Consider the following 23410-nt stretch of genomic DNA (forward strand, 5'->3'; position numbering starts at 1 on the left):
TTTACATGTGCGCTTTTCTTAAGAACTATTTCAGGACGAGCCCCTACCTCGCCCTGATAAATAACGGATTCTTTTTATATGCTTTCCAAAGATTATTCCTCCCTTAGCGTCGCATTATGGACAAGTCCTTCCCAACACTATTAATGATTAATAGGCATTGACTTTACTACCATCTTCTCAGCAGCTAGACGGATAGTATCAAGCTTATAATCCCTATTTTTACGGGTTATTCCTATTAAGTCAAATCTCTCAGACCGCATATGTCCGAACAACCTTTCCATGGATGAAAGACATGTAAGAGTGCCGTTACCAGTACCACCGGCAGCTGCTACGGCAATATACGGTTTATTTGCTGTTTTATTGTTCCCTTCTCTATTACTTGCCTCGCACCGTCGTAAACGGTCTGTAAACATCTTAGCGGATTCACTCATTTCTCCCCAGTATACAGGTGTAACCATTACGTAGCCATCCGCTTCATCTACAAATTTATGCAAATCCTGAAAATCGTCTTGTACTTTGCATCGATGCTCTTTGAGGCAGTTTCCCCAGCCGTTACCACAGGCCTGGCATTGAGAAATTTCCAGGTCATTTAACCGTACCATTCTGACATTTCCGCCGGCCGCCTCCACTCCCTGCTTAGCTGCTTCGGCACAGGCGGCAGTCAGACCATTCTTATTGGGACTAGCAGTGATAATCAGTACTTTCATGTATATATTTCCCCCTTACTTTTTGTGATCTATATTTACTTCAAAGGATGTGTACTCTTTACCTGTCTTTCTCTTATCTTTATAGTTCTCTATCGCCGGTATAATTTCGCCCGGAGGTCGTATTTTTAAAGGAACAATATGGGAAACATTATGCTTCATCAAAAGAATCTTGGTGTGCAGCCCTCAGCATGCATCTAAAAAAAATTTTGTGATAAAGTAAAGGTCTGTGAGTTTGCCACAAACCTTTCCAAAATACATTCACATTTTCTGAAAACTATATTTTACGCAAATCCATTCCTTGAGTAGCGTAGAGAACAGCACGCTCCAGTGCTTCCTGACGATGAACATGAGCTCTTTTATATTCCTCACTCCTGATCATATTCAGAAAATCTTTCCGCGATGGATACTCCACAAGCAAAACGGAATCCCACCGATCTTCGCCGGTCAATAATTCATGTGTTTGCCCTGCAAAAATAATTCGCCCACCCAAATCGGTGATCATTTTGGTCACAACTGCGGCATACCTCGCGTATGCTTCTTCGCCGCCGTCATCCTTAAATTTCAGTAAATTAAGCATCACCACCGGTTCTTCGTTCGGGTTATCTTTAAATTCCTTGTAATCTTTGTCATTGATATCCAGCTTACCCACTAATTTCTACCCCCTTTTTAGTAATGGCTGTTAAGCGAATGCCAAGGCCGTTTCTACTTCTTCCATTATTGTTTTATTAGATTCACTAACAAAACTACGCAAAGCCTTTTTAGCCTCATGACCACCGATGCGGCCTAAAGCCCATGCACACATCCCCTGCACCCTTTCATCGTTATTTTCTGAATAAGCCTTAACTAGTTGCGGTATATAGCTTGGGTCGCGGCTATTGCCTAATGCCCGAGCCGCATTCATTTTCCAGCGCCAGATTTCTTTTGGTGGCACGTAAAACATATGCGGCCATATCTTAGTTTTAAAATAATTCATATCCATATGAAGCAGTTTTATGAGATCAAAGTCATCTTTCATGGCTGCCACTTTTTCGTTAACCGGAAGCTTTTCCGCTAACCACGGCTGATTACGGGGACATATGTTTTGGCATCTATCGCAACCATAAATCCACATGCCCATGGGCTCCCTAAATTCCAACGGCGTTATTTCTTCCCCATAATAAGTTAAAAAAGATATGCACCTGCGTGGGTCCAATTTCCTTGGAGCAAGGAGTGCCTGGGTAGGACAAGCGACTATACAAGCATTTCTACACCAATCCGGACAACCTATGGTTATTGTGGGATTATCCGGCTCAAATTCTTGATTTGTAATTATTGCAATGGGTAAAGTCCAAGAGCTTTGCTTGGCGGCCTTACGCGAATAAAACAAACAATTCTTGCCAAAGGTACCTAAACCCGCTCGGGCCGCTGCCAATCTGTGGGGTATGTTAAATGGCACTTTAGACTCAACCCCGTGATCACGTAAAAACCCTCTAAAAGCTTTTATTCGCAGGAAAAGACCATCCTTAGTAACCCGGTCATCATCCAAATAGCAACGGCCAAAAGTATTCTCCATGGCTTTTGGGAACGATTTGTTAAAGTAGTTCTCCATCAATACGACAATCGATTTACCCTCAGGGTACACCCTTTTGGGGTCTACACCGTTTATTAAATCCAAACCTTTTACAGCGGTCCAATCATATAATGCTTTACGCGAGGCCAACACTTCTACTTGGGATTTAAATATTGCCGCAGTGGTAAATCCCACATCTTCAAACCCCAATTCAAAGACCTTGTTAATAATGTCTGATTTTTTTACAACTTTAAACACTCCCTTACAGAAAATGACTGTGATGCAAACACAAGACGGTTAGGTTGACTGGTTCTAAACTTTGAATTTACCAATAGTCTGTGTTAGCTTATCTGACAGTCCGACCAATTCGTCGGCATTGACAATCAATCCGTTTATTGAAGTATTTTGGTGTTCCGTGGACGACGCCACCTCGTGACTGGCTTCTGCAGCCTGTACACTACCTTGACGAACTTCTTTCATAACCATTTCAATGTTGGTTATTTCCCCGGAAGCTATTTCCGCTGCTTTGTGGACCGCATTGACTGCTTGCACCATATCGCTAATTACCTGGTTTATCCCCTCAAACTGGGCACCCGCTCGCTCCACAACCTCTCCGCCTTGTTTTACCTGTTCCATACTACCGTACATCACGTCAACGACTTTCCCTGTACCACTTTGGATATTAGTTACCAATGAGGAAATTTCGTGTGCAGCTTTCGCCGATTGCTCCGCCAATTTGCGTACTTCCTCAGCAACAACCGCAAATCCACGCCCTTGGTTTCCGGCCCGAGCGGCTTCAATTGCAGCATTCAACGCCAGTAAGTTGGTCTGTTCTGCAATATCACCAATAGTGGAAATAATCTTTCCTATTTCTATGGAATACTGATTCAACTCCTGAAGGCCTTTTGATGTTTCAGAAGTGGATTGATAAATAGCATGCATTTGATGCCGCATATCTATTACGCTTTCATTGCCTAATTTTGTAGAATCTCTCGCCTGGTCGGCAAGGGTCACCGTATCGGTAATTTTAGTGACAACCTCACCCATTGCAGTCGTTATTTCCAAAACAACCGTTTCTGATTGTTCTACCTGATTCTGTTGCTCTTCAGCACCCGCTGAAAGTTCTTCGGCGGAGGCAGCCACCTGTTGAATAGCACTTCCTAGGGCAGTGCTTGTTCCCGAAAGCTGGCTCCCTGATTGTACTAAATGGGTTGAAGCTGTAGAAACATCTAAGATTACCTTCTTTAAACTCTGAGTCATAATTTTAAAAGCTCTTGTAAGTTGGCCAATCTCGTCGCTACCAATCACCTGTAGATTTTCTTCGGCAGTAAGGTTACCCTGACTAATCTCATTGGCAACCGCGGTTAGGCTTTTCAAAGGAGTAGAAATGGAGCGAGCTTGAATCAAAGCAATGACGATAACAGCCAACACCGACACCACTAGGGAGCTAACCAAAGCATAAACAGTAGCTTGGATAACTTTGTCACTTTCTGCTTCCGCTTCCGCAATATTCTTTTCCAACAGGGCTGTCAGTTTTTTAGAAAGCTCGCTAATCCTATCTTTTAATGACCCCAAGGTCATACTAAATATCCGGTTTTGCATATTAACATTATTGCTGTTACGCCAGGCAGGCAGCATTTGTTCTTCCAATGCTTTATTAAAATCAGAATCATACTGCAATATTCTGTTAAGCAAATAATTCTCATTTTCTCCCAAGCTTTGGTGCGTCATTTGCTCTGTAATTACAAGTAATCTCTTCTCAACAGGTTCAATTTTATCAAGTGACTTTTCGTTATTGGTAATCAGCAGGTCTGCTGCAAGTATGTATTTCTCATTGACTAGAGATACCATCTCCTCAACTGATGCCAGATTACGATACTGGGCATCCTTGTGCTCTTGGCTTTGTTGTAACCTATCCAAATTACTCCAGGTGTAATACACTGCCCCGGCAAAAACAACAACTACTAACAAATAGCCCAAAACCAATTTTGTGGCTATTTTTGTTTTTTTATTATTTAAATTCTTATCTTCGGTCTCGGCCTTGCCTAGTTTCCGATTCTTTTTTTCATTTACATTTTTATTTTTTGATTTGTCCTTTTTTAACAGAATCACGTCACTATCCCCTTTTAGACCTTTTAATCCCTTTTGTTATTAATGGGTAACCGAACTTCAATTTTTTCAACTTTCTGAAATATTGGGTAACTTTTGCAGTAACAAAAGATGATCGCCAATTTATGGCTGCTTCCTTTCCTAAGAGATTATCTATCAGAAAATATTTTTCTTTCATATATGTAATATACATATGCAATATTCTTGCCAATACTGCCGGAATAATATTAGCCAATTCAAATTTGGCTCAGCATAGCAGCAAATTAAGTCCATATTGTATATATTCTACTGAAACTGCCCAAAGCTTTTTCCCCCATTAAACAGCTTGTCGCACCCACTGACAGGTAGTGGGCGGCTGAATAGATATCCCTGCATTATCTCACAACCGCGATTTTTTAAGAAAGACGCCTGCGCGTCGGTTTCCACTCCCTCTGCCACCAACCCAATGCCTAAGTTATGTGCTAAAGAGATAATTGCGGTGGTGATTACTTCGGCATTTGGGTCCACTGGAATGTCTACCACAAAAGACTGGTCAATTTTCAGGCGGTCCACGGGCAGGCGCTTTAAATAACTTAATGAAGAATAGCCTGCTCCGAAATCGTCAATGGAGACTTTAATGCCGTTTCTTTTTAGTTCATGCAGTATGGAGATAATATTGTCGACATTTTGCATAATAATGCTTTCCGTGATTTCTAGTTCTAGCCAATGCCCATTTAAGTTATGCCTGTCTAGTGCCTGCTTGACCACAGTGACAATATCCTGGTTTCTAAATTGGTTGGGGGAGAGATTAACGGATATCTTTATATCGGAATAACCCTTTTGTTGCCAAAGCTTATACTGCCTGCAAGCCTCGTCAATCACCCACCCCCCAATGGGAATTATTAAGCCCGTTTCTTCTGCCAAAGGGATAAATTTATTAGGGTAGAGCAGGCCCTGTTCCGGATGATTCCAGCGAATTAATGCTTCCATCGACGTAATCTTACCGGTATTAATATTAACCTGTGGTTGATAATGGAGTACAAACTCTCTTTTCTCTAGGGCTTTGTATAAAGTTTGTTCCAATTGCAACCGTTTGAAAAACTGTGTATGAACAGCTGGAGAATATACCTGGTAACTTTTTTGTCCTTCTTTTGCGCGATACATGGCAAAATCAGCATTTTTCAGCAGGGTTTCCACGTCAGTACCATCGGAAGGATAAAAAGCAATGCCGATGCTGACATCCAAAGATAATTCCTGCTCCTTAATAAAAAAAGGTGTACGGAAACTTTCTAGAATTTTTTCTGTTACTTTAAAAACATCCGCGGCACCATTAATGTGCGGTACTAAAACAGCAAATTCATCGCCGCTTAATCTAGCAATCATATCATCCGTTCGCAGCACTGTTTGCAGACGGGTAGCAACATCCTTTAATAAATGGTCACCGGTAAGGTGACCAAAGGAGTCGTTTACATTCTTAAATTTATCCAAATCCAGAAATAACAAGGCAAAACGCTGTTTCAAATCCTTTGGATTAGCGATTGCCTCAGATAATGACTGTAAAAAAAGTGACCTATTGGGAAGACCGGTTAAGGTATCATAGTAGGCCAATTTTTTTATATCAGCCTCGTAGCGTTTTCGCTCAGTTATTTCATTAAAAATGGTTTGAACTATACGCTGACCGTTATAATCAAAAGACATAGTGGCTATTTCTACATCAATAGGCTTACCATCCAGACGAACATATTTTCCTTCGACCTTTTCCTGGTTATTACCTATTTCCGCATCGGCAATACGGTGCAGCGCTCGTTTCACATAATCATGATGGACAAAATCAAGTGGATTACGCCCAATTATTTGATCTGGTGAGGCGATACCAATAATGCTCATCGCCATAGAATTGACATAAGTGACTTTGCCCTGCTGATAGGTGGTGATCCCCACCGGAGCCAGTTCTACTAACTGGCGGTAGCGTTCCTCGCTTGATTTCAGTTCTCTTTCTGCCTGCTTTTGTTCCGTGATATCCCGGGCGATGCCGAAAACACCTTCAGCTTTACCGTTGATAACGATGGGTAGGTGGGTTATATGAAGGTCAATTAGGCTCCCGTCTTTATGAATAGCCTTTACTTCAAAACTTTGGGCTTCCCCTTGAAATGCTTCATGAATTTTATCGCTGATAAGCTGACGGTCTTTTTTGACAATTAGATCATCAATAGTACATTGCTCTAATTCTTGCATGGAATAACCAAGTTTCCCGGCACATGCAGGGTTAGCTGTGGTAAATTCTTCCTCATTATCCAAAGAGTAGACCATGTCCGGATGATGATAAAATAAAGACTTATAACGCTGCCGAGATTCTTCCAGCGAATGATTGAGACTTTTCATTTCCTCCATAATTGTTTTCATCTATAAACCTCCAGCATTCTAGCTTCAGAAAGTATTATCTTTATTAAAGAATAGACATTTTCCTTAATAATTCTACAATCCATTTGAATTTTCCTTTTCAATAGACGGAAAATTGCGTCATATTACCCACGTCTATGGTACTAGACCAAAAATAGATCTACTTTCCTTAAAAATTATGAGATAGATTAATATTAGCAATCAATGATGAGAAGGATATATCTATCGCATAAATAAAATGAATAGGGGCTAATAATGAACGGATTTCTGGAACTTAACAATATAAAGGATGCTCTCTTAGTGGCCAAGCGAGATGAGGCAGTCGGCATAAAAATAGTTAGGTTAACAGGTAATGACACATTTGCCTTCTATGCTGCTGAAATTGACGGTTATAAGCCGGTGGGGGCACACTATCATACGAATGGAATAGAAATCTATCAAATAGTCGAAGGTCAAGGAGAAATGTATATCGGTTCTCCGGAGGCGGATGCTCACGTGGCTTGGCGTAACCCAATAGTAGTAACGACAGGGGACTGCTTTACAGTTAAAGCAAATCAAGCCCATCAGTTGGTTAATAGTAGACCTGAGCGATTAATAATTCTGTTTGCCTGCCCTTACTCTCACATAAGTACTGACAGAATTATAGTTACCGGAGCAAATGGGTGACTTTCAAAATCATAAATTTAAGTATGTCCTGTCCAGCATGAGGGGAGATTAATATTCCGGTAAATTTTCAGCCGGTATGGCCAACCCTTTTTTCTGTTCCTGACTATCTCCGGTAGTTGCAAAGACTATGGCGACAACCTGCCCCTTTTCGTTAAAAACCGGGCTTCCGCTGCTTCCCGACTGAATTGGGGCATCTATTATAATTACCGGAGCAGCCAATTGGCTTACGCGGCCGAGACCGGTTATCTCCCCTTCCATCACTACCCATGGAAATCCTAACGGGTTACCTATTACCAGCACCTTTTCCCCTTTACCCGGCAGTAACCTGCTAATCTCAATATTTGGTAAGTTCTGGCCATCCAAGTAAACGAGCGCTAAATCAAGCGATGGATACTCATTCACCTGTATATCACGAAAGGTCTTACCACCTGAGAAAGAAACACTAACAGCTGCAGCATTTTGGATAACATGATAATTAGTAACAATGACCCCCGTCGGACTGATGTTAAATCCGGTACCGGATCGCCGTTCGGGTAATACTAATCCTTCTCCCTTACTCATTACTTCCACCCGAACTACTGCCTCTTTAAGTTCCTGGACCTTCGCACTTTGGCTCAGTTCCCTTGAGCGGGATATAAATCCCAGGGAAAAATAGGAAAATATCTTACCGAGACCGTTAAAGGAAAAAACCGTAATAAAAATTACTACTACTAAAAATGCGACCAGTTTCCATCCAACGGATGTGCCACGCCTCACTATTGGCCGGCGATAATCCTCTTCCTCAAACTGTTCATTCAACTCCATCGTTTCTTCTTCGCCAGGAAATTCTTGTTTAGCATAGGGGTTGTCAGTCATTTATGCCTCTACTCCTCTAGAAAATCTTGAAGCAAGCATTCCACTTCTTCTAAATCCTCCACTTTCACCATTATTTGCATGGGTCCGTCTAAATAGTTAAACGGCATGTTGCGCACTCTTTCACCTTTAACAAAACTCCAAATGCCAGCGCCTTCCAAAATGGATCTGGCTATGGTCATCTTTACTTGATCAAATGTACTATATACCGCTACCGGAGACTTCTTATCACTCATAGCTTGAAACCGCCTTTGTAAAAAATGTCACAATATTGCCCAGTGGGTGCTTCATCTATTTCAATCTTCTCGAATTCTTTTCGAAGGCTATTATTGCAGCCCCTAGAGCACCGTTAATCTGTGTGTAAGGAGGAACTGTAAGTTTACATTCTAACTTCTCTTCCAAGGCATTGACCACGCCTTTGTTCTGAGCAACGCCCCCAGTCATCACTACTGTTTCTTCTATCCCCACTCGTCTGACAAGTCCGGCAATTCGTCGTGCGATGGAGTCATGGATTCCCGCTACTACATCCTCTACTTTCTTTTTAGCTGTTAAGTGGGAAATTACCTCAGATTCAGCAAATACCGTACAAGTGCTGCTAATTATCACTTTTTCCGTTGACCTTTTACCCAAGATTCCCAATTCAGCTACTGGGTATCCTAAAGCTTGAGCCATCACATCTAAAAATCTTCCAGTACCGGCGGCGCATTTTTCATTCATTTCAAACTTTAGCACTTTTCCATTTGCTGCGAGTTTTATGGCCTTGGCATCCTGACCACCAATATCGATTACCGTCCGTGCATTTTCAACCTGAAAGGCGGCACCTTTAGCGTGACAGGCAATTTCACTAATCTCTTCATCAGCATCCGCATAAATTACCCTGCCATATCCTGTCGCCACCACGTAAGTAAGGTCTTCTCGATTTAAACCAGCTTCGTTTAGGGTTTTACTAACCGCCCGTTCAGGCCCGTCACTGCCAGTCCCCGCCTTTATTACAGCATGCGCCACAATTTCTTGACCATTCTTTAGGATTGCGCATTTAGAAGTGATTGATCCGATGTCAACTCCCATGGTATAGGTCATGCTACTTCCCCCTATGCTAGCATTTCTGTAAAGGCTTGAAGCCTAGTTCTGATTTGGCCAAAAGATGCCATCTGCTGCTCTACTTCAATAAATAATAGTGGTATCCCTGCCTGTTCCAATTCCTGTTTGAGTATCGGATAATCGAATTCTTCTGCTTCACAAAATTTCATGTTAATGAATACTACACCGTTGGCCTTTGTTTTCTCTACCAGCTCTTTAATATGGCTCCCCCTTTTCTTACCTGGGTCAAACAAAGTGGAACAGGGGCCAAGACTCAAGTGTCTCTGGACAAGGGCGTCTATGGGCTCAGTTTGGGTGGTGACTTGTACTCCATGCAATCTGGACCCGAGGGCCAAATCGTCAGCTACCACGGCACAACCAAGGTCTTCGATGACATCCAGCAATTCTTCGGGCTCGGCCATAATACCGGTTAGTAACAGCCGTTTATGGGGCACCTCTTTTATATCTCGAACTTCCAGCCAAGGCAGCAGACCTTCGAGCTCCTGGTTATACTGCTCCTTTGGCATAAATAAAGAGGCCTTTACCAGCCCTGCCATCTCCCGATGGGTCAGACTTTGCGGTTGTTCCGCACGAAGCTGCCTCAGTTTTTCCATCAGCTCGCGATGATGATTATAAACACTGATACTCCGTTGCAAATCGCCATTATTAATACTAGAGCCGACCAATTCTTCCAGCCAAGAAATAAATTCCCGATAAAGGTCCGCCAAATAAAGCGTTGCAGCATTGCTGGACCTGTTGGCTGGGTACACTAAATCAAATTTTACTTTGTCTGGAAAAGTCTTTGCCCATATATCAGAGCTATTTTGAACATGGTCACAAGTGGACGGAAAAACAAATCCATCTACCATGTCATATGTCCCTTTTAAAGCGTACTCTAAAACGCCTCTAACAATAGAACAGGAAAAACCCTGCAGGTGTGCATTGGCCCTTTCAATTTCCGTAGTGCCGCCCCACAACCCAACAGGCAAGGCCCCTGCTGCATGAATTATTTCTTCAGGAACATAGATTGGCAGACACCCGATCACTTTGCCGCCGGTAACTTCTTTCCAACCGGTAATAGCGCGTTGGGGATTCTCTGCAATTTCCAAAAGCTCGCGTAATTTTTCTTCCATTAGATAGCCCTCCTTAATATACTGCCATTTCTAATGTTTCCATGAATGATTGAAACCTGCTTTCAAACTGTGCCCAGGAAAAGTTGCGAGCATCTGTTTGATCCCCATCAAAAATAAAATCAGGTATTGGATGGTTACCGTTTTGGGTCATCCTGCTCAAATCATAAAGTCCAAAACAATAAGGTTTACAACTCCTATTCGAGTGATGTATGACACCGTCTAAGTTATAATCCTCTGCCAATTGATCTGCATCGTTGAATTTAGCATCCAAGTTTTGATTGATTAGGACAGCGGTATATACTTCAGCCATGCTGCGCATCAGGTTAGTGGTATCAAATTCCAATATCCAAGCATTTGTGTAAGTCGAACAAACTAAGTTGGCATTATACTTGGCAAAAAGTTGAGCCATCGGACGCAAGGCATACCATACGGGAATACCATTCCATAAAAACCTATGTCTCTCATCGGGAACTGCCCCTTTTCCTTCCTTGACCTTTTCCTGTAATTCAGCCTTTAGCACACGATAGTACTCCAATGCCTCGGGAGTCCCCCTCATTGTCACTATTGGTGCCATAAAATTAAAGGCTTCAAAAGCAGTAAACGGGGCCGGCTTATTTTTATTTAATTGCAATATCTCACGCCACAGTTGAGATGTCTTTGTAGAGATTTCGGACACCTGCTTAAAACGCTCCATGTCAAAATTTTGCCCGGTCACTTGCTCCAACCAAGGAATAAATTCCTCAAATTGCCCTTGAACATACCTGATGCTGCTTTCGGAAATTGCCGCTCCATGATTAAAGGGTGTATCAATAAGAAATAACGGTACGTTAAAATGGCGGGCAAGATTTTCATACCATTTGACAACGGTATTGCAGATATTATTACAGCAGACCAGAAAATCCGGCCTGGCTAGTCCATTTACCGGGCTCTTGCCTGTCAATATCTGTCCAATATCTGCACGGGCATAAGAACATATGTCCGTGGAATAGCCAACCGCTTCTGCAGCCTCAGCCAATTCCACCCCCATCTTTCTCGCGCCAATCATAGCGCCATGGTTTTCGGGAAACAGCGGAAGAACATCCATTACCTGTAAGAACTCCACCGGCGCAATTGAACTGCACCAAGCAACCGGATGTTTCTTGCGATCCATTTTTTTTGGTGCGCCATAATGCACCATGGTCATTTGTCTTAACATTTCTTCTGCCCTGCTAGTTTCTTTCATCGTTATCCCCCTGTCCTCAAACAAATTTTTCGCATCATATACTCCACTCCCTCTCAAATAATTATTTGCAATTATCATGCCACAGGGCTAATCAGCCCTGAAATATTCTGACTTTGTCTGGCTTTTATAAGAAATAAAAAAAGGACGGTTGATGGCAATTAGCCACCCACCGTCCCTGGTGTAAAATATCTATTAATTTACTGCCGTAAACTGGCTATTATATAATTCCGCATAGAAACCGTTCTTTTCTAAAAGTCCTTGATGAGTACCATTTTCTACGATATTGCCGTCGTTCATTACCAAGATTAAATCTGCGCCACGAATGGTAGATAAGCGATGGGCAATGACAAAGCTGGTTTTTCCTTTCATCAGATTATTCATCGCCTTTTGGATATAAACCTCCGTTCTAGTATCAACGCTGCTGGTCGCTTCATCGAGGATCAGGATAATTGGGTCAGCAAGAATGGCTCTGGCAATAGTTAAGAGCTGCCTTTGTCCCTGGGATAAATTTGACGCATCTTCGTTTAACACGGTAGCATAACCATCGGGAAGTGTTCTGATAAAGTGATCCGCATGAGCTGCTTTGGCGGCCGCCACGATTTCTTCATCCGAAGCATTTTCACGTCCATAGGCTATGTTATCCTTGATACTGCCATTAAAAAGCCAGGTGTCCTGCAGCACCATGCCAAAGATGCTGCGCAAATATCCTCGTTTCATCTCTTTAATATCAACCCCGTCAATTAATATCTGCCCCCCATTAAGTTCATAGAAGCGCATTAATAAATTTACCAATGTAGTCTTCCCTGCACCGGTAGGGCCTACTATGGCCACAGTCTGACCGGGTTTTATCCCGAAAGTCATATTTTCGATAAGAGTTTCATTATCCTTATAACCAAACTTAACATTTTCGAACTTGACCTCTCCCTTGGGAAACTCCAATATTTTAGCATTTACACTTTCAGGTACTTCTTCATTTTCGTCTAAAAGTTCAAAAACACGCTCGGCCGACGCCACAGTAGACTGAATAATATTAGCAATATTTGCCGTTTGCGTTATCGGTTGGGTCAGTTGTCTTGAATATTGAATAAATGCTTGTACGTCCCCGATTGTAATCGCCTGATTGGTAACAAAAATTGCACCGACAACGGAAACTAATACATACCCAATGTTGCCAATAAACTGCATCAGCGGCATGATGATGCCGGAAATATACTGTGCCTTCCAACCTACATCGTGAAGTTCATCGTTAATTGCATTAAATTCTTCAATAGCCTTATCCTCGTGTCCAAAGGCCTTAATTATTTTGTGACCGGTGTACATTTCCTCAATATGACCGTTCAACTGTCCCAGCGCTTTCTGCTGCCCAGCAAAGTACTTTTGTGAACGAGATGCCACATATTTTGTTACTACCGCATACAACGGCAGAGTCAAAATAGTAATTAATGTTATCAAAGGACTAATTGATAACATCATGATGATGACGCCGACAAGGGTAACTAAAGCGGTAATGAGCTGCATGATACTCTGTTGCAAGGTGTTGCTTATATTTTCAATATCATTCGTCACACGGCTTAATATTTCTCCATGGGGATGCGAATCGAAATATTTCAAAGGTAAGCGAGCTAATTTGCTGTTAACATCCTCGCGCATATCATAGACCGTCTTCTGGGCGATGCTCACCATGATATATTGCTGAATATAATTAAAAACGGCACTAGTAACATAAAGAATACTTAGAATGAACAAAATGTGCTGAATATAATTGAAGTCAATTGTTGCCCCTGGTACCCCATTAATTTTCATCATCATACCTTCGAATATCTTAGTGATTGCTTTGCCAAGAATTTTGGGGCTTACAATAATAAACAATGTGCTTAAAATAGCAATAAAAAACACTTGAATAATCTGGTATTTTCTTGGTGCAAAGTAAAGCAGCAATCTTTTTAAAGTACCTTTGAAATTCTTAGCTTTTTCTACCGGCATGCTCATGTGCGGACCGCTGCCAAATCCCCTGCCGCGACCGGTCGTTTTATAATCTCGGCGCTCTGTCATGCTAATTCCTCCTCTGACAGCTGTGAAACTACTATTTCTCGGTATACCTTACATTTTTCTAATAAATCTTTATGACAGCCAATTCCCGCTATCCGACCTTGATCCAACACTATAATACGGTCCGCATCCACTACAGTACTGACCCTTTGTGCCACAATAATTATCGTGGAATTTAATATTTCTTTTTTAAGGGCGGCCCGCAGGTTAGCCTCCGTTTTTAAATCAAGCGCAGAGAAACTGTCGTCGAACACATAAATCTCCGGTTTTCGCACCAGGGCCCGGGCAATGGAAATCCGCTGCTTTTGCCCTCCTGAGATATTAATACCACCCTGAGCAATGAGAGATTGAAAGCCGTCTTTCATAGTGGATATAAATTCAGTGGCTTGGGCTATTTCTGCTGCCCGCTTGACCTCTTCATCAGTGGCCGTCTCTTTTCCGTATCTAATATTTTCTGCAGTTGTACCAGTAAACAAAACTGCTTCTTGCGGTATAAAACCTATCTTCGCTCTAAGTTCTTTTTGAGTCATATCTCGAACATCTACTCCATCTATCTTAACACTGCCACTTTCCACATCGAAAAATCGCGGGATCAAGTTTATTAAGGTTGATTTCCCCGAGCCGGTACCCCCGATGACAGCAGTAACTTCCCCGGGAAACGTAGTAAATGTTATATCATTTACTACCGGTTCTTCTGCCCCCGGATACCTAAAGGTTACATCTTTGAATTGGACAACCCCTCTTTTTCCTTCGGAACCTTGCGAACACTGAGGGTCCTTAATATCTGCTTCCATATTTAAGATTTCGTTAATTCTCAGCGCCGACGCCGATGCCCGTGGTACCATGACAAACATCACTGAAATCATAATCAACGAAAACATAATCTGGGTGACATACTGGATAAAAGCCATTAAATCCCCTACCTGCATACTTCCATTATTAATACGAATACTGCCAAACCAAACCACTGCGATAGTTGTTAAATTAAATAAAAACATCATCACAGGCATCATAGAGACCATAATATGATTGACATTAATGGCGGTGCCTGTCAGGTCTCCATTGGCACGATTGAAACGAACACTTTCGTATTCTGATCGGTTAAAAGCTCGTATTACCCTGATGCCGGTCAGACTTTCTCTTAAGACACGGTTTAGTTTATCTAGCTTTACCTGCAATGCCTTAAACAATGGTAGCCCTTTCCGGGCAATAACAAAAATAGCGACGGAAAGCAGCGGAATGACAACCAGGATAATTATTGATAACTGCGCATCTTTGGATACAGCCATGATGACGCCACCAATAATCATCATCGGTGCGCTGATGACCATCCGCAGCATCAGCATCGTTACCTGTTGAACTTGCGTAATGTCATTTGTAGTTCTAGTAATGAGAGAAGCAGTTCCTATCTTGTTAAATCCCTGCAGTGAAAAACTTTCAATGTGGGTAAAGACCTTATTTCTTAAAATTTTACCAAACCCGGTAGCGCTTTTCGCGGAAAGATAACTGGCGGCAATTGTGGCGACAGTCCCCCCTGCAGCTATAAACAGCATTACTACGCCAACCTTAAAAATGTAGCGGGTATCGCCTTGCACTATGCCAATATCAACGATATCAGACATCAAGGTAGGCAGGTACAATTGAGATAGTGATTGGATAAATAGTAATATAAAGACCGCAGTAATCGACAACGTGTATGGCTTCAGATACCTCGTTAATTTAAGCATCTTTTCTAATCATCTCCAGTCAAATCTGCTGTAATAGGTTTATTCAATCTGATTATCGCGGTCGTTGGCTTTTTCTAATGCACTTTGAAGCTGCTTTAAGCCCGTCATCAATTCTTTAACGCTGACCTCAGGCATTTGGGACATGATAGCCGCTATCCGCTCGTGAACAATAGACTTTACATGACCAATCTGATGTTCCGCATCACCCTTGAGATACAGCCTTATATTATACCCATTATATTTCTCATTTACAATAGCAATAACAGGAAAAAAACCGAGGTGAAATGCTCAATAGTTTGACCAATTGTTATATTTTGCAAAAATCAAGCATGTCAGCCACTAAATAACCAATATAGGTGCATCTACGAAATGCTCGGTGCGTTAACACACCGGGTTCACTGAGCAAAATTTTTTCTTCCATGGCATTACTGAGTTAATTATAATATAGCAATTCCCGTGCCTGTCATTCCTAAATCCGTGTATTAAATAGGGCCCGTTTCGAAAAATGGCATGAAACTTGCTACATTATTAACAGATTAATGTTTCATGTTGTAAATCAAATTTTATAAGGAGGTAAATATGGTGAAGTATGAAAAGCTTATAGTGGAAAAACAGCCAGGTTTTGTTGTGGCAGTTATCAACAACCCCCCGGCCAACGCTTTAGGGCAGCCAGTTTTGCGGGACTTAAACAGCCTGTTAGACCAATGTTTTAGCGATGAGGAGGTCAGAGCCATCGTAATCACCGGCGCGGGAGAGAAACTGTTTTCAGCCGGAGCTGACATTAGCGAATTTTCTGCCATTCAGGATGGTAGTACGCCAAAAATCAGTGGCCATGATTTATTTTTGAAAATTGAAAACTATCCTAAACCTATTATTGCTGCTCTTCAAGGCAGCGCCTTCGGCGGCGGTAACGAATTGGCCATGAGCTGTCACCTACGAATTTTATCCGAAACGGCAAAAATCGGCCTGCCAGAAGTGAAGTTAGGCATTATACCTGGTTGGGGCGGTACCCAGCGATTACCCAGATTGATTGGTAAAACCAAGGCCTTAGAAGTAATGATCACCGGAGACCCCTTAAGCGCTGGAGAGGCACTGAGCTATGGCTTGGTAAATATAGTTGTTGCTGCTGATAAAGTACTAGACGAAGCGAAAACTTTGGCGGGAAAGCTGGCCAAAGGGGCTCCTATCGCCATTAGGGAAATATTAAAGGCCGTCACCCAAGGACTCAACACCACTATTGAGGAAGGCATCAAACTAGAACAGGGCGGTTCTGCCGTAGTATTTGCCAGTGAAGATGCCAAGGAAGGCGGTATGGCTTTCTTCCAGAAGAGGGCTCCCCAGTTTAAGGGTAAATAAATTTGCTGAAGTCTAAGGAAATTACTTGGCACTAGCTTAAGTTAAATTAAAATGAAATGAGGTATCACTATAAAATGAAGGAATGTGTAATAATAGACGGTGTCCGAACAGCCAATGGACGGGCGCATAAAGATAAAGGGTGGTTTAGAAACAAACGTCCGGATGAGCTATTGACCTCAGTATATAGCGGGTTGTTTGAAAGAAATAAACAAATCAGTCCCGAAGAGGTAGAAGCCGTATTTATCGGCTCTGCTGCCCAGGTGGGCATGCAAAACGATATTGGCCGGCTTGCCTGGCTTGCTGGCGGTTTCCCGGAAAATGTAGCGGCAAATACTATCTGCCAGCAATGTCCTTCAGGAATGTCTGCCATTGAACATGCTGCAAGAGCTATTATGGCAGGTGAGGGTGACATCTATATCGCCGGTGGCGTAGAAGATATGCTTCATGTTCCTATGGGTATGGCTTTGGACCTCCCGCCCAGACTGGCACAGCGTTATAACCCTAACGATATTCCTATGGGTCCTACTGCGGAAAAGGTCGCGGAACAATGGAATGTATCCAGTGAAGACATGATGCAGATGGCTTATTACAGTCACAAAAATTCGGCCGCGGCTCGGGATGCAGGTAAGTTTGGTAACGAAATTATCCCAGTGGAAGGTGAAAAAGAAGACGGAACGAAATTCATGGTTGAGCATGACCAATGGATTCGCGATAATATCTCTATAGACGGAATGGCCGGTATGAAGTCGCCCTTTAAGCCGGATGGTGTGGTTACTGCTGCACTTTCATCGCCTCTTACTGCCGGAGCATGCGCCCTTATCTTAATGAGCAGAGAAAAAGCCGATGAGCTAGGATTGGCTTATCATCTGAAATATAAAGCCGGCGCTATGGCTGGTTGTGACCCTACCATAATGGGAATTGGGCCTATATACGCAGTAAAGAAACTTTTTGAAAGAACAGGACTAACTGCGGATGATATCGATGTGGTAGAGATTAACGAAGCATTTGCTAGCCAATCCTTGGCTTCACTGCGGGAGCTTGGTATTGAGGAAAATGCTCCCTTTAAAAGAACCAATCTTTGGGGAGGCGCCCTGGCATTGGGTCATCCTTTGGGTGAATCCGGGGCCAGGATCGTAATCACGTTAAACAATATTATGAAAACCGATATGCCTGAAGCAAAATACGGCTTGGCAACACTATGCGGCGGCTTTGGCAACGCCAATGCCACCCTTTGGGAGAAAGTATAATTACCCTAAAGTGCGGACTTTTAAAACTAAAGGTGAAGCAGATAAGAAAAACCCGACAGGTTTGCCCCGTCGGGTTTTATTTATGGGGTTATGCTTTCTTTTCCTGCTCCAACTTTGCCTTCTCTTCTTCAATCAGCTTGCGGCGCAGCAGCTTGCCTACTGTGGTTTTAGGTAGTTCGTCCCTAAATTCCACTTTTTTCGGTACTTTATATGGTGCCAGCCGCTCTTTGCAGAAATCAATCAATTCCTCTCCTGTACAGGTTTCTCCCTGTTTTAAAACAACAAAGGCCTTTACCGTTTCCCCGCGGTAAGTGTCAGGAACTCCCGCTACTACAACTTCTTGAACTTTGGGGTGTTCAAAGAGTACTTCTTCAATTTCCCTAGGATAAATATTGTAGCCACTGGCAATGATCATATCTTTTTTTCGGTCAACAATATAAAAATAGCCATCTTCGTCCATTTTACCCATATCGCCAGTAAATAAGAACCCATTACGCAGTGTTTTCTCTGTTTGTTCCGGCATATTCCAGTAGCCCTTCATCACCTGGGGACCCTTTATAACTAGTTCACCCACTTCCCCTATTGGCAGGAAGTCACCACTTTCCGAGTTCACAATGGCTGCATCCGTACCCGGGAAGGGAATACCAATACTGCCAGGTTTACCGTCACCAAATATTGGGTTGCAATGCGTAGTGGGTGACGATTCCGACAAGCCGTATCCTTCACCTATCTCCGATTCAGTTCCTTCTAATAACTTTTCGAATTTAAGCAGTACATCAACCGGCATTGGCGCCCCGCCCGAGTTGTACACCATTACATTGGTCGCGTCTTTAAAATCAGGATGATTTAACAAGGCGATGAACATGGTAGGAACACCAGGGAAAAAAGTCGGTTTGTAATCCTTGATAATTTTAGCTATCTCAGCAGGGTCGAACCGAGGAACTAGAATCAAAGTAGTTCCCGCTGCCATGGCTAAGTTCATACAGGATGACATGCCGTAGACATGAAAGAAAGGCAAAACTGCAAGAGTAAGCTGTTTCTTTTCATCGCCAATAAAGAAATGGTCGGTCTGTTGAGAATTAGCGTAGAGATTAAAGTGGGTTAACATGGCACCCTTAGAAACCCCGGTAGTACCCCCAGTATATTGTAAAACAGCTAAATCTTCTTCGGGGTTGATATCAATTTTAGGGGGTTCCGGTCGGTCTTTAGCATAGAAATCTGGAAACCAAAGAGTATCATCAGGCATAGTTTCCGGCTTACCCGCAAATCCAGTGAGAATGACCTTCTCCAACGCTGTATTATCTCGAATATTCTTAACCCGGAAATAAAGGTCATTTAGAGTAATTATCATATTAGACCCTGAGTCGTTTACCTGATGTTCAATTTCTCTTTCAACATACATCGGGTTAGTATTGACAACAATACCACCTAAACTGAGAATGGCGTAATACGCGATAACAAAGTCAGGACAGTTAGGCAGCATTACAGCAATCCGGTCACCCTTACATACCCCGATATCGTAAAATACTGATGCTGCTCTTTTGACACATGCCGCCAGTTGTGCATAGGACACCTCATGACCATAAAAAATCAATGCAGTTTTGTGAGGGTTTTTTTGACTGGAGCGAAATAATAAACTTGGCAATGCTGTGGGTTCAAGCTTGATGTCCCAATTTACTCCCGCTTGCTCATACTCTTTTAGATAGGGTTTTTGAAAACTCATTGAAGCACCTCCATTTTTAAACAAATAAACACAACCATCGACATTAGTATTTCAATTGTGACTATTCTAATAATTGGTGCTGCATCCCTCCCCTTACTCAGGCCTTTAAATCCCGTGTATATCCAATGATGATATTCCATTTATGAATAAACGTCGTCGACACACAGCAAAAATGTTTTTTTATAATTCTGAATATTAGAGATCTATGCAAATATCATTTGCTTTTATTTCAAATGAATATGCAAATGAATATGAAATTGTAAGAAGCTTCTCTCCTCTTGGAGAGGAGCTTCTTGATTATTGTCTGTTACACTTTAAACAATTCCAAATCAAATCCGTCCTCGGGCTTATAGCGGTTAAATAGATAGTGACGATATTTGACATATTCATTGTAATCGCAGGCAATTCCTTCTTCATTCATTGCCTTTTCAAACTCTTCTAAATCTGGCGGGCACCCTTTGATGGCGATTGCTTTATTTATATTGGGGTTGTCTTTGTTCAAGGAATAGGGGCACTTACCGAAAAGAACCGTCTTATCAAAGCCAGGTGACGCTTCCTGTACCTTGCCACTAAGCACTTCAACGTTAGGGAATGGCTCACCCTTATACGCTGACATGAACATGATCAGCAGCGGATTAAACAACATCGAACATCCCGTGCACATGGTACTGTCATATTTACGTAGTGCCAGGCCCGTAATGCCGCGTTTCTCGAAACCTGCCGGCCCAGTGTTAGCTTCAGTCCACTCCCAATCGAAATCGAGGAAAGTGCTGTTTTCTTCTACCTTCTCTCCCCTCACGTCAATGTCATTGATGTCTAAGCTGCCACCATTGCGACTGCTGAAGTAAACCAGGTGCTCTACTTCTTTTGCTGGATAACCCAGTAATGCCGCACCTACCACATCTGCTGCAAATGTATCACGAGATGCCACCAAGAGATTTAACCTTTCGGCCTTTCCAGTTGGTCCTGGTCCCTTCGCCATCCCAAATACCCCGTCAATAATGGTCAGAGCCACCGGCAGTTTTTCGATAATGTGGGGGAAAATGTTACTTAGGTCAGTATCCTTATTATGACAGAACATCTTAGATTTTCGATTAATTACACCCTTGAAGTTTTTTATCCCCAATGAAACCTTCGTCTGATTATGTGTCTTCAACACTGGGACATTGATAATTTTGTCGGCTTGCAGTACTTTCTCAGCGATGGAAAGTTCGTATCCGTCACAGTCAATTTTACTGAACTTTTCCTCGTTAAAGTCAACTAATTTGACACCATACTTTTCGGCTAGAACATCATATCCTAATTCTTTATACATGGCCTGTCCGATAGTCTTAGGAACCATTAATGGTGCTTCACCAATAGTTAGGTCATTAAATCCTTCTTCTGACAAGATTTTAACCAGCGCTGACATAATAGCAGATGTTGCTACTACACCATAAGGAGGAAACGGCAGGTCAAAATCCCACGATACCAAATTAGGCTTAATTAATATTTTATCTCTCTTCCTCAGTCCCTCTAGCCCACAGCTTAAGTCTAATGCCTGGCGTAAAGATCGGTATGCATCTTCAAATTTAACCACAGAAACAATAGGTTTTGTCATTGTAGTACGACACCTCCACTATTAATTATTCTTATAAAATCAAATATACCAATGCTATGTGAACAATTCGAAACCCCCAGCAGACTACTTAATTTCTTTAAGCATTTGAATATCAACAGGTTCCGCCAATAATTCTTTAAATTTTCCAGCGGCTAGTTTATAATGTGCACTTTGGCTGTGGTTATTTAAAGCATCGCGGTCCGTATACTTTTCAACCAGAATAATTTCTGTCGGGTCTTTAATTGAAACATGCGGCAAATACATTATGCACCCTTCCTCTTTCTGCTTCACCTCTTCTGCAAGTAGAGAACAAGCCTCTGCTAATAGGGTTTCTTTCCCGGGCTGTGCCTTTAATTTAGCGACCAATGTTATCATAGAATCAATCCTTTCTTTTTTAAAATTAAGACTGGAAGACCTTTGGTACAGGTCTAGTAATTGCTTTGGTCACTCGGGCTTCGGCGATCAAATTTACATCATAATCTGTAACCTCCACATTTATGAACGCAAGCCTCCGAGTGCGCTTAGCGACCTTGGCTTTATATAAAATAGGGCCATTGCGGGTTCCTTTATATATGCTGCAATGAATATCAATAGTTACTGCGAATTCATCCTCGCAAAGAATTGAACCAATAGCTGAAAAGGCAGCAACATCTGCTGCCAAGTAAACCACTCCCCCATGCAGACTTCCTGCCGGGTTCAATGTGCTGCCCTGAACTGGCATTGATAGTAGCGCTTCACCATTTTCAATTTTTTCAATATTAAGCCCCAAAAACTTATGCAAAGATGCTTCTTCGATGTTTTTCTTGTAGGTGTATGCTCTGTCAGCGTCCAAAAATAAAACCCCTCCTGTAAATTGGATGAATTAAAATAACCGTCTGGCGATGGTCATTTTTTCTGCTTCTTTGGCCCCCTCATAGATTTCCAATATTTTAGCATCGCGGTAAAACCTTTGTACATCATATTCATCGATATAGCCATAACCACCGTGCAGCTGGAGGGCTTTATCCACCACCCACACAGCAGTCTCTCCAGAATAATACTTAGCCATTGCGTTTAAGGAAGGATCCAACGCCCCATTATCCGCAGTCCAGGCTGCCTTATAAGTAATGGTTCGGGCCAACTCCACCCGGGTAGCCATTTCTGCTAATTGAAACTGAATGCCTTGATTGGCAGCCAGCGGCTGCCCAAAAGTCTTTCTTTCCTGAACATATTGAACGGTTTTATCCAACGCCCCTTGAGCTAGTCCCACTCCCTGTGAAGCTACCATAATCCGGGTCATGTCAAAGAAATGCATTAACTGATAAAAACCTCGGCCTTCTTTACCAATCAGGTTTTCCTGAGGAACACGGACATCTTCGAAAACAATTTCTGCGGTGTCAGAAGCACGAATGCCCATTTTCCCCTTAATCTTAATTCTCTTAATTCCCGCGCTGTTTGCATCTACAATGATGAGACTGTGACGTTGGGTCCTCTTCTCTGCTTCGGGATTGGTAACGCATAATACTGCCATGTAATCAGACACCGTGCCGTTAGTAATAAACATCTTACTACCGTTGATAATATAATCATTCCCGTCTTTGTCAGCTCGAGTGCTGGTGCCGGCAACATCTGTTCCGGCATTAGGTTCAGTATATGCACCGGCAAAAATAATCTCACCATTGACCAGGGCCGGTAAATACCGCTGTTTCTGTTCCTCTGAACCGTACAGAAGAATGTTTTCTGCACCAAATGTTGCAGCGGTTACCACCAGTCCTAAGCCCATATCAATTCGTGACAACTGTTCCGTAATTATGGCGGTTTCGATCCATCCTCCGCCCACACCGCCATACCTTTCCGGTACAATAACGCCAACCAAGCCCACCTCACATGCTTTCGCCCATACTTCTCTGGGATACTTCTCTTCCCTGTCACACTCCTGCGCTATGGGCTCAAACTCATTCTTTGCAAATTTATACGCCATGTCTTGAAGTGCTGTTTGTTCTTCACTAAATTCAAAATTCATGGTTCTCCC

At 42.5% G+C, this 23410-nt stretch carries 20 protein-coding genes; 3 read left to right on the plus strand and 17 right to left on the minus strand.

Translation table 11 applies throughout. From position 1 onward, the window contains the following. Nucleotides 1-140 precede the first annotated feature (140 nt). The 5 genes from MFMK1_RS11270 to MFMK1_RS11290 all read right to left on the minus strand — a co-directional run bounded on the left by MFMK1_RS11270 (nt 141) and on the right by MFMK1_RS11290 (nt 6747). Entirely contained in the window at nt 141-707 is a 567-nt protein-coding gene (locus MFMK1_RS11270) for a flavodoxin family protein (RefSeq protein WP_366921803.1), read from the minus strand. Nucleotides 708-981: 274 nt separating this feature from the next. Next, nucleotides 982-1356 carry a DUF1330 domain-containing protein gene (locus MFMK1_RS11275; RefSeq protein ID WP_366921804.1) on the minus strand — a complete coding sequence of 125 codons (375 nt, stop codon included), beginning with the start codon at nt 1354-1356 and terminating at the stop codon, nt 982-984. A 30-nt stretch (nt 1357-1386) separates the two neighbouring features. Beyond that, nucleotides 1387-2451, minus strand: coding sequence for an epoxyqueuosine reductase (locus tag MFMK1_RS11280; RefSeq protein ID WP_366921805.1), 1065 nt, complete (start codon nt 2449-2451; stop codon nt 1387-1389). Between the two features lie 117 nt (nt 2452-2568). After that, nucleotides 2569-4368: a methyl-accepting chemotaxis protein gene (locus MFMK1_RS11285; protein WP_366921806.1), complete on the minus strand. Its 1800-nt coding sequence runs from the start codon at nt 4366-4368 to the stop codon at nt 2569-2571. A gap of 282 nt (nt 4369-4650) precedes the next feature. Then, complete coding sequence (locus MFMK1_RS11290) at nt 4651-6747, minus strand: sensor domain-containing protein (protein WP_366921807.1); 2097 nt, start codon at nt 6745-6747, stop codon at nt 4651-4653. A 252-nt stretch (nt 6748-6999) separates the two neighbouring features. Between MFMK1_RS11290 and MFMK1_RS11295 the strand changes: the two genes are divergently transcribed. Beyond that, nucleotides 7000-7410 (plus strand): cupin domain-containing protein, encoded by a 411-nt coding sequence (locus MFMK1_RS11295; protein WP_366921808.1) that lies wholly within the window; start codon nt 7000-7002, stop codon nt 7408-7410. 48 nt (nt 7411-7458) lie between these two features. Here the strand turns inward: MFMK1_RS11295 and MFMK1_RS11300 are convergent, their stop codons facing one another. The 7 genes from MFMK1_RS11300 to MFMK1_RS11330 form a co-directional block, all read right to left on the minus strand. After that, complete coding sequence (locus tag MFMK1_RS11300) at nt 7459-8265, minus strand: S1C family serine protease (protein WP_366921809.1); 807 nt, start codon at nt 8263-8265, stop codon at nt 7459-7461. 8 nt (nt 8266-8273) lie between these two features. Further along, the gene (locus MFMK1_RS11305) at nt 8274-8498 is read right to left on the minus strand and encodes a putative signal transducing protein (protein WP_366921810.1); all 225 of its coding nucleotides are present in this window, start codon (nt 8496-8498) and stop codon (nt 8274-8276) included. 55 nt (nt 8499-8553) lie between these two features. After that, nucleotides 8554-9342, minus strand: a complete 789-nt coding sequence (locus MFMK1_RS11310) for an acyl-CoA dehydratase activase (RefSeq protein WP_366921811.1) — start codon at nt 9340-9342, stop codon at nt 8554-8556. An 11-nt stretch (nt 9343-9353) separates the two neighbouring features. After that, the gene (locus MFMK1_RS11315) at nt 9354-10475 is read right to left on the minus strand and encodes a 2-hydroxyacyl-CoA dehydratase subunit D (protein WP_366921812.1); all 1122 of its coding nucleotides are present in this window, start codon (nt 10473-10475) and stop codon (nt 9354-9356) included. A 13-nt stretch (nt 10476-10488) separates the two neighbouring features. Beyond that, nucleotides 10489-11697: a 2-hydroxyacyl-CoA dehydratase subunit D gene (locus tag MFMK1_RS11320; RefSeq protein ID WP_366921813.1), complete on the minus strand. Its 1209-nt coding sequence runs from the start codon at nt 11695-11697 to the stop codon at nt 10489-10491. Between the two features lie 192 nt (nt 11698-11889). Further along, a complete protein-coding gene (locus tag MFMK1_RS11325) occupies nt 11890-13749 on the minus strand; it encodes an ABC transporter ATP-binding protein (RefSeq protein WP_366921814.1) in 1860 nt (619 codons plus the stop codon). After that, nucleotides 13746-15473 carry an ABC transporter ATP-binding protein gene (locus MFMK1_RS11330; RefSeq protein WP_366921815.1) on the minus strand — a complete coding sequence of 576 codons (1728 nt, stop codon included), beginning with the start codon at nt 15471-15473 and terminating at the stop codon, nt 13746-13748. Before MFMK1_RS11330 ends, MFMK1_RS11325 begins: the two co-directional genes overlap by 4 nt. 579 nt (nt 15474-16052) lie before the next feature. Here MFMK1_RS11330 and MFMK1_RS11335 point away from each other — a divergent pair. Next, the gene (locus tag MFMK1_RS11335) at nt 16053-16829 is read left to right on the plus strand and encodes an enoyl-CoA hydratase-related protein (RefSeq protein WP_366921816.1); all 777 of its coding nucleotides are present in this window, start codon (nt 16053-16055) and stop codon (nt 16827-16829) included. A gap of 74 nt (nt 16830-16903) precedes the next feature. Then, nucleotides 16904-18076 carry a thiolase family protein gene (locus tag MFMK1_RS11340; RefSeq protein WP_366921817.1) on the plus strand — a complete coding sequence of 391 codons (1173 nt, stop codon included), beginning with the start codon at nt 16904-16906 and terminating at the stop codon, nt 18074-18076. Between the two features lie 88 nt (nt 18077-18164). Here MFMK1_RS11340 and MFMK1_RS11345 read toward each other — a convergent pair whose 3' ends face one another. The 5 genes from MFMK1_RS11345 to MFMK1_RS11365 all read right to left on the minus strand — a co-directional run bounded on the left by MFMK1_RS11345 (nt 18165) and on the right by MFMK1_RS11365 (nt 23401). Continuing rightward, entirely contained in the window at nt 18165-19799 is a 1635-nt protein-coding gene (locus tag MFMK1_RS11345) for a long-chain-fatty-acid--CoA ligase (RefSeq protein ID WP_366921818.1), read from the minus strand. Between the two features lie 307 nt (nt 19800-20106). After that, nucleotides 20107-21399 (minus strand): DUF362 domain-containing protein, encoded by a 1293-nt coding sequence (locus MFMK1_RS11350; protein WP_366921819.1) that lies wholly within the window; start codon nt 21397-21399, stop codon nt 20107-20109. Between the two features lie 84 nt (nt 21400-21483). After that, nucleotides 21484-21774, minus strand: coding sequence for a putative quinol monooxygenase (locus tag MFMK1_RS11355; protein WP_366921820.1), 291 nt, complete (start codon nt 21772-21774; stop codon nt 21484-21486). A 25-nt stretch (nt 21775-21799) separates the two neighbouring features. After that, on the minus strand, nt 21800-22231 hold the full coding sequence (locus MFMK1_RS11360) for a PaaI family thioesterase (RefSeq protein ID WP_366921821.1): 432 nt from the start codon (nt 22229-22231) through the stop codon (nt 21800-21802). A 30-nt stretch (nt 22232-22261) separates the two neighbouring features. After that, entirely contained in the window at nt 22262-23401 is a 1140-nt protein-coding gene (locus tag MFMK1_RS11365) for an acyl-CoA dehydrogenase family protein (protein ID WP_366921822.1), read from the minus strand. Between the last annotated feature and the right edge of the window lie 9 nt (nt 23402-23410).

The organism is Metallumcola ferriviriculae (assembly GCF_035573695.1).
Classification (GTDB): domain Bacteria; phylum Bacillota; class JADQBR01; order JADQBR01; family JADQBR01; genus Metallumcola; species Metallumcola ferriviriculae.